The organism is Mesorhizobium sp. M7A.F.Ca.AU.002.02.1.1 (assembly GCF_003998535.1).
Taxonomy (GTDB): domain Bacteria; phylum Pseudomonadota; class Alphaproteobacteria; order Rhizobiales; family Rhizobiaceae; genus Mesorhizobium; species Mesorhizobium ciceri.
The window spans coordinates 1-11,372 of record NZ_RZPB01000128.1 but is presented as its reverse complement, the minus strand read 5'-3'; the positions used below and the strand labels follow the sequence as shown (position 1 = coordinate 11,372).

Genomic DNA, 11,372 nt, shown 5'->3' with positions numbered 1-11,372 from the left:
TAGATGAGGTCGCAGGACAGCGCCAGCTCGAAGCCGCCGCCGACCGCCATGCCGTTGACGCACGCGATGATCGGCTTGTTGAGGTCGCGCAGCTCCTGCAGGCCGGCAAAGCCGCCGACGCCATAGTCGCCGTCGACCGCATCGCCGCCGGCAGCTGCTTTGAGGTCCCAGCCCGCGCAGAAGAACTTGTCGCCAGCGGTCTTGACGATGGCGACGCGCAATTCCGGATCGTCTCGGAACGCCTTGAAGGTCTCGCCCATCAGCCGCGAGGTCTTCAGGTCGATGGCGTTGGCCTTGGGCCGGTCGAGGGTGACTTCGAGGATGGTGCCCTCGCGGCGGGTCGAAATGACGTCAGACATTCTTGTTCTCTCCCAGCACCAGCAGCGCGTCGGCGATCCAGGCGCCCTTGCCCTCTGCACAGACGATCAGCGGGTTGATGTCGAGTTCTTCGATCTCACCGGCATTCTGCTGCACGAAGGCGGCAATGCCAGAGATAGCATCGATGGCAGCCGCGACATCGGCCTTCGGCCGGCCGCGATAGCCTTCGAGCAACGGGAACAGTTTCAGGCCGCGCAGCGCCGCCTCGATATCGTCGCGGGTCGCCGGCAGCATCAGCGTGACGCTGTCGCGCAACAGCTCGACCAGCACGCCACCAGTGCCGAGCGTCATCACCGCGCCGAACATCGGATCGCGGGTGAAGCCGACGATGAGTTCGGCAACACCGTCGCGCACCATGCGCTCGACATAGAGCCCGGTGCCGAGCGGCAACAGGTTATGCGCTGCGGTGCTGACGGATTCGGCATCCCTGAGATTGAGCCTGACAGCGCCAACTTCGGATTTGTGGGTGACGCCGAGCGCCTTCAACGCGACGGGAAAGCCGAGCGCCATGGACGAAATCACCGCTTCGACGGCATTGGCGGCGCGCTCGCCCTTCGGCACCGGCAGGCCGGCTTTGATCAGCCGTGACTTCGCCTCGGCTTCGTCGGGCGTGACGTGGTCCCCGCCAGAGGCGCCGGAGGCCGACGTGTCGATCGGCTGCGCCTGCGGTTCAGCCCAAGCCCAGCCGATGAAGGCTGCTGCGCCGGCTGCATCCATCGCTTCCGAAATGCCGAACAACGGCACCATGCCGCGCGCCATCAGTTCGGCGGTGTATTCCTCCGGCAGGTTCTCCGGCAGCGAGGAGACGATCGCACCATGCGCCTTGTTGGTCTTGAGCGCCGATTCGAAAGCGCGCAACGTCGCCCACCAGTCGGTGACCGAGCAGCGGTCGGGTCGCGGAAAATCGAGCACCAGCATGTTGAGGTCGAAACCGCCCGACACCATGGCGGTGAAGGTGGCGGTCATCGCCGGCTCGTTGTTCCAGATGAAGGTGTGATAGTCCAAGGGATTGGCGACCGCGACCAGCGGCCCGAGCGTCGATTTGACATGGGCGCGGTGGCTGTCGGTCAGCACAGGGAAATTGACCCAGCGGCCTTCGGCGCTGTCGGCCATGACGGAGGCCTCGCCGCCGGAGCAGCTCATCGACGACAGCCTATAGCCGGGCAAAGGTCCGGTGATGTGCAGCAGCTTCAGCGCCTCGATGAAGGCAGGGATCGAATCGACGCGCGCAATGCCGAGCCGCCGCAGGAACGCACCCGAGGCCGCGTCCGAGCCGGCGAGCGACGCGGTATGCGAGACAGTCGCTTGCCTGGCCTGTTCGGAACGGCCGACCTTCATGGCGATGATCGGCTTCTTCAGCTCGCGGGCTCGTGCCGCCAGCCGTTCGAAGCCGGCTACCGAATCGAAGGCCTCGATGTGCAGGCCGAGCGACGTGACCCGCTCATCCTCGATCAGGCCGAGCGCCATTTCGGACAGGCCGGTCTGCGCCTGGTTGCCGGCGGTCATCAGGAAGGCGATCGGCAGGCCGCGCTTCTGCATGGTCATGTTGATGGCGATGTTGGAGGACTGGGTGATGATGGCGACGCCCTTGCCGCCCTCGGCCAGTCTTATGCCGCCATGCTGGTCGGGCCACAGCAGCGCGCCGTCGGCATAATTGATCAGGCCGTAGCAATTCGGCCCGATGATCGGCATCTGGCCCGCCGCCGCGACCAGCTCGGCCTGCAGCCGCTCGCCATCATCGTCATAGGCCTCGGTTTCGAGGAAGCCGGCGGCAAAGCAGACGGCGCCGCCGGCGCCGCGTTCGGCCAGCGCCTTGATCACCTCGATGGTCAAATGCCGGTTGACGCCGACAAAGGCAGCATCCGGCGCGCCGGGCAGGTCAGCCACCGAACGATAGGCCTTGCGACCGGCAACCTCGTCCTTGGTCGGATGCACCGGCCAGATCTCGCCGGCAAAACCCATCTTGATCGATTGCGCGACGACGGCTGCAGCCTGCGCACCGCCGAAGACGGCGATCGATTTAGGCCGCAGGAGACGCTCCAGTTTATGCATATGTTATGCCCCGAACGGGCGCAGCAGCGCCCTTGAAATGATGTGGCGCTGGATCTCGGATGTGCCTTCCCAGATGCGCTCGACGCGCGCGTCGCGCCAGATGCGCTCCAGCGGCAGATCGTCCATCAGCCCCATGCCGCCATGGATCTGGATCGCTTCATCGGCAACGTATGCGAGCATTTCGGTGGCCTTCAGCTTGGCCATGGCCATGTCCTGGTCGGTGACGGTGCCCTGATCGTACTTCCAGCCGGCTTCGAACACCATCAGGTCGGCGGCCTTGAGTTCGGTCGCCATGTCGGCAAGCTTGAACGATACGCCCTGGAACTTGCCGATCTGCTGGCCGAACTGCTGGCGTTGCGCGGCGTATTCGACGGCATGGCCAAGCGCACGCTCGGCGCGGCCGAGGCAGGTGGCGCCGACCTGCAGCCGGGTGGCGCCGAGCCAGGAATTGGCGACGTCGAACCCCTTATGGACTTCGCCCAACACCTGGGCGGCGGGAAGCCGGCAATCGTCGAATTCGAGGATGGCGTTGGTGTAGCCGCGATGCGAGACGTTGCGGTAGCCGTCACGGACGGTGAAGCCTTTGGTGCCCTTATCGACGAAGAAGGCGGTGATCTTCTTGCGTTTGCCGCGCGGCGAATCCTCTTCGCCTGAGGCCATGAAAACGATGGCAAAGTCGGCGAGGTCGGCGTGGGAGATAAAATGCTTGGTGCCGTTCAGCACCCAGTCGTCACCGTCCTGCACGGCGGTTGCCTTCATGCCACGCAAATCGGAGCCGGCGCCCGGCTCGGTCATGGCCAGGCAGTCCCATTTCTCACCACGGATGCAGGGGAACAGATATTTCTCGCGCTGCTCGGGCGTGCCGGCCAGGAGGATGTTGGAGGGGCGCGACACGCAGGTCCAGTGCAGCGCGTAATTGGCGCGGCCGAGTTCCTTCTCGTAGAGCAGCCAGGTCACCGTATCGAGGCCCGCTCCGCCGACATCGGCCGGCATGTTGGCGGCATAGAGCCCGGCCTCGATCGCCTTTACCTTGATCTCCTCGATCAGGTCGCGGCGCAGCACGCCGGTGCGCTCGACCTCGCGCTCATGCGGGTAAAGCTCGTTCTCGACGAACGCGCGCGTCGTCTCGACGATGAGCTTCTGTTCCTCCGACAGCCCGAAATCCATGCTCTCAGCCTTTCTTCTTGCCGGTCTTTTTCTTCGGCTTTTCGGCTTTCTTGACCGGTTTCAAGGCTTTGGCCTTCTCGGCCGCCTTGGAGGCCATGGGCTTCTTCGCCGCCAGCTTGGCCAGCTGCCTGGTATAGTCCTTATGCAGCGCGCCGGCGCCCCAGCCCTTGCCTTTGTTTTGTTTCGACAGCGCATCCATGATGGCGACCAGATTGTCGTCGCGGATCTTTTCCAGCTCGCGGATCGACAGCCCATGCGCCTGTTCGTCCGACTGCGTGGCGATCAGGTCGACCAGTTCGTCGTTGAACTCAGGCACGTCCATCAGCTTGGTCCATGGCCATTTCAGGCACGGCCCGAACTGCGCCATGAAGTGGCGCATGCCGGCCTCGCCGCCGGCGACGCGATAGACCTGGAACATGCCCATCTGCGCCCAGCGCAGGCCGAAGCCGTAGCGCATGATGTCGTCGAGTTCCTCGACCGTGCAGATGCCGTCCTTGATCAGCCACAGCGCCTCGCGCCATGCCGCTTCGAGCAGGCGGTCACCGACGAAGGCCTCGATCTCCTTGCGGATGACGACAGGCTTCATGCCGATCGAGGCATACATCTCCTTGGCGACCTCGATCGCCTCGGGGAAGGTCTGCTCGCCACCGACGATCTCCACCAGCGGCAGGAGATAGACCGGGTTGAACGGATGGCCGACGACCAGCCGCTCCGGATGCTTCTTCATCGCCACCTGCATGTCGGTCGGCTTGATACCGGAAGTCGAGGAGCCGACAATCGCGTTGGCCGGCGCGTGAGCGTCGATCTCGGCCAGCACGCGGTGTTTCAGGTCGAGCCGCTCCGGCACGCTCTCCTGGATGAAATCGGCATCGGCGACCGCTTCGGCGATGGTCTTGGCGAAGGTCAGCTTGCCCTCTTTCGGCAGGCCGCCGGGCACCATCTGCTTGTAGGCGCGGCGCGCGCCCTTCATCACTTCGCCGACCTTGCGCGACGCCTCGGGATCGGGATCGAAGATCGACACGTCGATGCCGTTGAGCAGCAGGCGCGCCACCCAGCCGGCGCCGATCACACCGCCACCGATGGCGGCTGCCTTGTTGATGATGCTCATGCTGAAGCTCCGGTTCTTGTCGCGGCGGTTGCGGGATCGATGAGGGGCACGCGCTCGCCGGCTCGGATCACCGAGGGATCGTAGGCCTTGCGGGCAAAGACTTCGAGCACGAAGGGCCGGAAGAATTCCATCGACAGCGTGTCATAGTCGGGGTCGAAGCTGGGCTGGTCCCAGCGTTCGCAAAACTGGTCGCAATCGTCGAAATAAGCATGGCCGGCAAAGCGGTCGCGGGCGTGGCGGTTGCCGCCGAGATGATGGGCATAATAGAGCCGCTGGAAGTCGCCATGCTTTTCCACCACCCAAGTGCATTGCTCGCGCACGAAAGGTTTCAGGATCGAAGCGGCATATTCGTCGTGATTGTAAGGCGCATAGATGTCGCCGATGTCGTGCAGCAGCGCGCAAGCGATCCAGTCGGTGTCTGCGCCGTCGCGCCAGGCACGTGTCGCTGCCTGCAGCGAATGGCCGAGCCGGGTGATCTTGTAGCCGGAAAGACCCGCGTCGAGCTGCACCAGCGCGTCGAGCAGCCGCTCGCCGGTCCTGGCCGCATAGTCGATTTCATGCGCGGTCAGGAACTCGTAGTCGTCCCGGTCGCCATCCTTCATCGCGGTGAATTTTACGGTAGTCATGCCGACCCTCCCGACGAATAATTATGCCGCGATCGGCGCCCGCTTGGTGAGGTTGAGCTTCTGCCGTACCTCTTCCGGTCCAAGGATTCTGGCGCCGAGATTGGTGACGATGCTGGCGGCGCGCTCGACCAGCTGTGCATTGGTGGCCAGCACGCCCTTGTCGAGCCACAGATTGTCCTCCAGCCCGACGCGGACATTGCCGCCGGCCAGCACCGCCGCCGCGGCATAAGCCATCTGGTTGCGGCCGATGGCGAAGGCCGACCAGTTCCAGGTCGACGGCACATTGTTGACCATGGCCATGAAGGTGTTGAGATCATCAGGCGCACCCCACGGCACGCCCATGCAAAGCTGCACCAGCGCATCCGGGTTGAGCACCTTTTCCTCGACCAGTTGCTTGGCGAACCACAGATGGCCGGTGTCGAAAGCCTCGATCTCCGGCTTGACGCCGAGCGCCGTCATCATGCCGCCCATGGCGCGCAGCATGCCGGGCGTGTTGGTCATGACATAGTCGGCCTCGGCGAAATTCATGGTGCCGCAGTCGAGTGTGCAGATTTCCGGCAGGCATTGGCGCACATGTTCCATGCGGTTGGTGGCACCGCCCATGTCGGTGCCTTTTTCGTTGAGCGGCAGCGGCGCTTCCGGCGATCCGAACACCATGTCGCCGCCCATGCCGGCGGTCAGGTTCAGGATGACGTCGACTTCTGCCGCGCGGATGCGCTCGGTCACTTCGCGGTAGAGATGTACGTCGCGCCTCGGCCTACCGGTCTCGGGATCGCGCACATGGCAATGCACGATGGCGGCGCCCGCCTTGGCCGCATCGATGGCGGAATCCGCGATCTGCTTGGGCGAGCGCGGCACATGCGGGCTGCGGTCCTGCGACCCGCCGGACCCGGTCACGGCACAGGTAATGAAGACCTCACGGTTCATCGCAAGCGGCATGGAACTCTCCTCCGAAAGAAATAGACCTCAACAATGCCCGACTTGCCGGAAACTGTTTTGCGTTTTACGAAGCTTCCATGACGAAAAGCGAAAAACCAACGATCTTTCGCGCCGAGCGCTCGCCGCTTAGGGTGACGCTGCTGGTATTTTCCGGTTCGTCGATCATGTGCGTCGCATCCGCCGTCGATCCACTGCGCGCGGCCAACCGCATCTCCGGCGAGACCCTGTTCGATTTCAAGCTGGTCTCGGTGACCGGCGAGGCTCCAGTCACCACTTGCGGCCTGCCGGTGGCGGTCGGCGGCCGCTTCGATGCGGGCGAGTCGACCGACGTTCTTGTCGTCGTCGCCGGCTTCGGCACCCAGAACTATGCAACCTCGGCTCTGTTGTCCGGCCTGCGCCGGGCCGCACGGACAGCACGCGCTTGCGGCGGTGTCGAAGCCGGCACCTGGCTGGTGGCGCGCGCCGGCCTGCTGGAAGGACGCAGCGCCACCACCCACTGGGAGGACATGGAGGATTTTTCCTCGGCATTCCCCGGCGTCGATGTCCGCCCTGACCGCTATGTTATCGACGGGCCGGTGTTCACCTCGGGCGGCGCGTCGCCGACCTTCGACCTGATGCTGCATCTCATCCGCACGAGGCTCGGCATGGCCGTCGCGCTCGATGTCGCCAGCGTCTTCATCTACGACCAGGCGCGCGCCGCCACCGACGCACAGCCGCTGGTCTCGCTCGGCCGGCTCGATGGCTATGATCCGCGGCTGGCGCAAGCGATCCGGCTGATGGAAGCGCATGTCGACCAGCCGCTGACCATTGAAGCGGTGGCCAAGCGCGCCGGCGTGACGGCACGGACGCTGGAGAGCATCTTTCGCAAATCGATCGGCGAGACACCGGGCGCCTATTATCTCAGGCTGCGCCTGGGCGCCGCGCGCCGGCTGGTGGTCGATACAAGGATCGCCATGGCCGATATTGCCGGGCGGACCGGATTCTCATCCGCCGCGGCGTTTTCAAGAGCGTTTTCAAGGGCTTTCGGCGAAGCGCCGGTCAGGCTGCGCCGGGGCTGACTATGATAGAATCAGGCAGCGTTCTGACGGTCGCTGCCGCCGTCGATCTGCGAGCGCATTTGCTTGGCAAGATGGGTCTCGAAACGGCTGGCCACAGCGCGATCCCATTCGTTCGAGCGGCGCGTGCCGTCCTTCGGATGCGGCATTGCCATCAGCCGGTCGATGATCGATCCAGCCTCGCCAGGTGAGAGCAGGGCGTCGATTTCACGTTCGTTCTGCATATCGGTTCGCCTCCTTCTTCCTCTCCCGCCACGAGCCACTCTTATACGAGATTCGTGACGGCAGTTTGAAGGCAAGAGCGAGGTCATTGAAGGGCGTCGAAGGGCAAAACCATGTCGCTGGACCGGGCCATGCGCAAAGCTGTTCCTGCGCCCAGGCAGGTCAGGTCAACGAGAAATCTATTGTTGGATTGCGCAATTCCCAAGGCAAAGCGCTGTACGCTTTTCCCGGGGAAACCGGTACCCACTTTTCCTGGAATTGCTCAAAGCCGCTTTTCGAACAGCACCGTGGTGAAGCCACTGTCCCATTCGTCATCGGGATAGCGGCTTTTCTCGATATAGCCGACCGCTTTGTAGAGTGCTTGTGCGGGCAGGTTGAACGTGTCGGTCTCCAGCCGCGCCTGCGCCAATCCGGCCGCACTGACCGCCTGTTCGGCATGGGAAAGCAGCTTGCGGCCGACACCTTGGCCTTGACGGGATGCCATCACGTGCAGGGCCTCGATGAAATCCGCGCGCCAATGGATCAAGCCGGCGACCTCGCCATCGATCTCGGCAATGGCGAATTCAGGCCAGCTCTGGTCGACATAGCGCCCGCCAATATCCGTCTCGACATAGCGTTGCGCGGCTGCTTCGGTGATGTTCGGCAGCCAGGTGCCTTCGAAGGTTTCCTGCAGCACCTGCTTCAGCGCCGGAATATCGCTCGCCTGCGCAGGGCGCACGATGATTCGATCCTCTGCCATTTCCGTCTCCTGCCAATGCATGTCGCCCAAAGTGCACAGCGGTTTGGGACGACGACATGCCGCCGCACGGGCCCTCTTTCGGTGACACGTGTAGCGTCCTGGTCCCACGCAGGCTGCCGAAGATCTGTGCGATCCTCGGCAGCTTGTCGCGAAGTGGGCTGACTAGCAGATGGCGATGGCGGCGGCTTTCAGCCAGTGGCGCCGGATGTCGGTCCAAAGATGAAGCGGCGCTCGCCCTACACGTAGCGGTTGACGATGTTTTCCAGCAGTTCCTGGCGGCCGGACCTCGGCTGCGGCTCGATCTTCTTCTTGACGACACGCTCGGCGATATCCTCAAGCGTGCGCTTGCCGGCAAGCATCGCCTTGCCCTCGGCCGTGTTCCAGCCGGCATAGCGTTCGGCCAGCGGCGCCGACAGTGCCTTGTCCTCGACCATGCGCGCCGCGGCTTTCAGGCCGCGAGCGCAAGAGTCCATGCCGCCGATATGGCCGATCAGCAGGTCCTGCGGATCGAGCGACTGGCGGCGCAGCTTGGCGTCGAAATTGGTGCCGCCGGTCTTGAAGCCGCCAGCCTGCAGGACTTGGTAGTAGGCCAGTGCCATTTCCGGCACGTTGTTGGGGAACTGGTCGGTGTCCCAGCCCGACTGGTAGTCGTTGCGGTTCATATCGATCGAACCGAAAATGCCGAGCGCATTGGCCAGAGCCAGTTCGTGCTCGAAGGAATGGCCGGCCAGGATGGCGTGGCCCTGCTCGATATTGACCTTGACCTCCTTCTCCAGCCCGAAGCGCTTGAGGAAGCCGTAGACCGTGGCGACATCGTAATCGTACTGATGCTTGGTTGGCTCCTGCGGCTTCGGCTCGATCAGGATCGTGCCCTTGAAGCCGATCTTGTGCTTGTAGTCGACGACCATGCTGAGGAACCGGCCGGCCTGTTCCTGCTCGCGCGCAAGGTCGGTGTTGAGCAGGGTCTCATAGCCTTCGCGCCCGCCCCACAGCACGTAGTTTTCGCCCTTCAACCGCTTGGTGACGTCGATACAGCTTTTTACCGTCGCCGCCGCATAGGCAAAGACATCCGGATCGGGATTGGTGGCCGCGCCCGACATGAAGCGGCGGTTGGAGAACAGATTGGCGGTGCCCCAAAGCAGCTTGACGCCGGTCTGCTTCATCTTGCCCGCGAAGTAGTCGGCGATCTCATCGAGGCGCGCCGCACTCTCGGAAAAATCCTTGCCTTCCGGCCGTACATCGGCGTCGTGGAAGCAGAAGTAGGGCGCGCCGAGCAACGAGAACATCTCGAAGGCGACGTCTGCTTTCAGTTTTGCCAGCTCCATCGTGTCGACGCCGCCGGCCTTGGGAAACCACGGCCGGTCGAAAGTCTGGCCGCCGAACGGATCGCCACCCGGCCAGGCAAAGGAGTGCCAGTAGGCAACGGCGAAGCGCAGATGATCTTCCAGCCGCTTGCCGGCGACGACCTCATCGGGATTGTAGAACCTATAGGCCAGCGGATTGGTCGAATCCGGCCCTTCATATTTGATCTTCTGGATGTCGCCGAAAAATCCACTGCTCATGATTTCTGTCCTCTCACAAAGTTCTGACGCCATTACCTCAGGCGTAATTGGTTTCACGCCGGCGCTGGTTGAAAAGGGTCATGTCAAAGCCACCAAACGAAGGAGACAGACCATGACCGACCTCACCAAGATCGCTGAAAACTACATCACCGCCTGGAACGAAAGCGATGCCGGCCGCCGGGCCGAATTGCTCAAGGCGACCTTCACGGAAGACGTCAGCTACCGCGATCCGCTCATGCAGGGTGATGGCCATGAAGGCGTCGCGGCTCTGATCGACGGCGTGCAGCAGCGCTTTGCCGGTTTCCGGTTCTCGCTGAAGGGTACGCCGGACGGTTTTGCCGACAAGATCCGCTTCTCGTGGAATCTCGGACCTGAGGGGACGCCTTCGGTGATCGAAGGTACCGACATCGGAATCATCGAGAACGGCCGCCTCAAGAGCGTCACCGGTTTTCTCGACAAGGTGCCGGCGCAGTGAGCCGGACAGCCGCGGCGTGGGCGAAAGATCGCTCACGCCGTGGCGACCCTGATTGCCGGATAAAGCGCCCGGTAGCGCTGATAGGCATCGGCATAGGCGCCGCCGAGCGCCGCATCCGGTTCGATAGTTGCGTCCGTCCTCGGGGCCGTACAGATTTCGAGCGGATCGGCACCCGTCGCCGCGATCAGGCCGAGCCGCGCGGCACCAAAGGCGGCGCCGAAGTCGCCGTCGGCAGGAATGTCGACAGGCAGTTGAAGCGCGGTGGCAATCGCCTTCAACCAGTAGCGTGAGCGCGAACCGCCGCCGATCGCCGTCACCCGCGTCAAGGCTGTGCCGGCCGTGGCCAGCGCTTCGAGGCTGTCGCGAAAGGCAAAGGCTACACCCTCCAGCACGGCCTGGGTCAGCACGGCACGGCTCGATTGATGCGCCAGTCCGGTGAACGCGCCGCGAATGGCGGAATCATTGTAGGGCGTGCGCTCACCCGAGAGGTATGGCAGGAAGGACACGCCGCTCGGCGCCTTCAATGTGTCGCCGAGCTCAGTGGTCAACTCGCCGGCGCTCTTCCCGGTGATTTCCGACAGCCAGTTGAGCGAATCGGTTGCCGACAGGATGACCCCCATCTGGTGCCAGGTGTTCGGAAGCGCGTGGCAGAAGGTGTGAACCGCGCTAGCCGGGTTGGGCAGGTAGGAAGCGTTGGCGGCAAACAGCACACCCGACGTGCCGAGCGAAACAAAAGCGTGGCCGGCGCCAACCGTGCCCATGCCGCAGGCCGAGGCCGCGTTGTCGCCGGCGCCACCGGCGATCGGAATGCCGGCCTGGACGCCCCACTTCGATGCCAATTCGCTGCGCAATGCGCCTGCCTTCTGCGTACCCTCGACCAGCGACGGCATCTGCTTTTCATCGAGCGATGTCGCCGCGAGCAAATCCGCACTCCAGCGCCGCTTGCCGACATCGAGCCAGGACGTGCCGGCAGAATCCGACATTTCCGAAATGTGCTCGCCCGAAAGCCAGAGCCGCAGGAAATCCTTGGGCAGCAGCACTTTTGCGAC

The 11,372-nt window shown here is 63.6% G+C and carries 12 protein-coding genes; 2 read left to right on the top strand and 10 right to left on the bottom strand.

Annotated features, from left to right (window positions below):
* From EN879_RS10890 to EN879_RS10865, 6 genes are all read right to left on the bottom strand, one after another.
* On the bottom strand, nt 1–359 hold a 359-nt coding region (locus tag EN879_RS10890), incomplete at its 3' end, for an enoyl-CoA hydratase-related protein (RefSeq protein WP_206520932.1).
* The gene (locus EN879_RS10885; RefSeq protein WP_063169797.1) at nt 352–2,430 is read right to left on the bottom strand and encodes an acetate--CoA ligase family protein; all 2,079 of its coding nucleotides are present in this window, start codon (nt 2,428–2,430) and stop codon (nt 352–354) included. The genes EN879_RS10885 and EN879_RS10890, both read right to left, overlap by 8 nt.
* Before the next feature lie 3 nt (nt 2,431–2,433).
* Nucleotides 2,434–3,597 (bottom strand): acyl-CoA dehydrogenase, encoded by a 1,164-nt coding sequence (locus tag EN879_RS10880; protein WP_063169798.1) that lies wholly within the window; start codon nt 3,595–3,597, stop codon nt 2,434–2,436.
* 4 nt (nt 3,598–3,601) lie between these two features.
* Nucleotides 3,602–4,705, bottom strand: a complete 1,104-nt coding sequence (locus EN879_RS10875) for a carnitine 3-dehydrogenase (protein ID WP_024501970.1) — start codon at nt 4,703–4,705, stop codon at nt 3,602–3,604.
* A complete protein-coding gene (locus EN879_RS10870) occupies nt 4,702–5,331 on the bottom strand; it encodes an HD domain-containing protein (protein ID WP_063169799.1) in 630 nt (209 codons plus the stop codon). Before EN879_RS10870 ends, EN879_RS10875 begins: the two co-directional genes overlap by 4 nt.
* A gap of 21 nt (nt 5,332–5,352) precedes the next feature.
* Nucleotides 5,353–6,270, bottom strand: a complete 918-nt coding sequence (locus EN879_RS10865; RefSeq protein WP_013528293.1) for a 3-keto-5-aminohexanoate cleavage protein — start codon at nt 6,268–6,270, stop codon at nt 5,353–5,355.
* 77 nt (nt 6,271–6,347) lie between these two features.
* Here EN879_RS10865 and EN879_RS10860 point away from each other — a divergent pair, with 77 nt between their 5' ends.
* Nucleotides 6,348–7,328: a GlxA family transcriptional regulator gene (locus EN879_RS10860; protein WP_024501969.1), complete on the top strand. Its 981-nt coding sequence runs from the start codon at nt 6,348–6,350 to the stop codon at nt 7,326–7,328.
* Nucleotides 7,329–7,339: 11 nt separating this feature from the next.
* Here the strand turns inward: EN879_RS10860 and EN879_RS10855 are convergent, their stop codons facing one another.
* The 3 genes from EN879_RS10855 to xylA form a co-directional block, all read right to left on the bottom strand.
* Complete coding sequence (locus EN879_RS10855; RefSeq protein WP_013528291.1) at nt 7,340–7,549, bottom strand: hypothetical protein; 210 nt, start codon at nt 7,547–7,549, stop codon at nt 7,340–7,342.
* Between the two features lie 260 nt (nt 7,550–7,809).
* Nucleotides 7,810–8,286 carry an N-acetyltransferase gene (locus EN879_RS10850; RefSeq protein ID WP_063169800.1) on the bottom strand — a complete coding sequence of 159 codons (477 nt, stop codon included), beginning with the start codon at nt 8,284–8,286 and terminating at the stop codon, nt 7,810–7,812.
* A gap of 236 nt (nt 8,287–8,522) precedes the next feature.
* Nucleotides 8,523–9,848: a xylose isomerase gene (gene xylA, locus EN879_RS10845; protein ID WP_027161006.1), complete on the bottom strand. Its 1,326-nt coding sequence runs from the start codon at nt 9,846–9,848 to the stop codon at nt 8,523–8,525.
* Nucleotides 9,849–9,960: 112 nt separating this feature from the next.
* On the opposite strand from xylA, the gene EN879_RS10840 reads away from it, so the two are divergent.
* The gene (locus EN879_RS10840; protein ID WP_063169801.1) at nt 9,961–10,323 is read left to right on the top strand and encodes a nuclear transport factor 2 family protein; all 363 of its coding nucleotides are present in this window, start codon (nt 9,961–9,963) and stop codon (nt 10,321–10,323) included.
* Between the two features lie 32 nt (nt 10,324–10,355).
* Here EN879_RS10840 and xylB read toward each other — a convergent pair.
* Nucleotides 10,356–11,372: xylulokinase (gene xylB, locus EN879_RS10835; protein ID WP_127274049.1), on the bottom strand; the 1,017-nt coding region annotated here is incomplete at its 5' end.

Excerpts from the sequence above, each read along its gene's own strand:
- EN879_RS10860 (WP_024501969.1), top strand. The coding sequence starts at position 6,348 with ATGACGAAAAGCGAAAAACCAACGATCTTTCGCGCCGAGCGCTCGCCG.
- EN879_RS10865 (WP_013528293.1), bottom strand. The coding sequence starts at position 6,270 with ATGCCGCTTGCGATGAACCGTGAGGTCTTCATTACCTGTGCCGTGACC.
- EN879_RS10850 (WP_063169800.1), bottom strand. The coding sequence starts at position 8,286 with ATGGCAGAGGATCGAATCATCGTGCGCCCTGCGCAGGCGAGCGATATT.
- EN879_RS10840 (WP_063169801.1), top strand. The coding sequence starts at position 9,961 with ATGACCGACCTCACCAAGATCGCTGAAAACTACATCACCGCCTGGAAC.
- EN879_RS10855 (WP_013528291.1), bottom strand. The coding sequence starts at position 7,549 with ATGCAGAACGAACGTGAAATCGACGCCCTGCTCTCACCTGGCGAGGCT.
- xylA (WP_027161006.1), bottom strand. The coding sequence starts at position 9,848 with ATGAGCAGTGGATTTTTCGGCGACATCCAGAAGATCAAATATGAAGGG.
- EN879_RS10885 (WP_063169797.1), bottom strand. The coding sequence starts at position 2,430 with ATGCATAAACTGGAGCGTCTCCTGCGGCCTAAATCGATCGCCGTCTTC.
- EN879_RS10875 (WP_024501970.1), bottom strand. The coding sequence starts at position 4,705 with ATGAGCATCATCAACAAGGCAGCCGCCATCGGTGGCGGTGTGATCGGC.
- EN879_RS10870 (WP_063169799.1), bottom strand. The coding sequence starts at position 5,331 with ATGACTACCGTAAAATTCACCGCGATGAAGGATGGCGACCGGGACGAC.
- EN879_RS10880 (WP_063169798.1), bottom strand. The coding sequence starts at position 3,597 with ATGGATTTCGGGCTGTCGGAGGAACAGAAGCTCATCGTCGAGACGACG.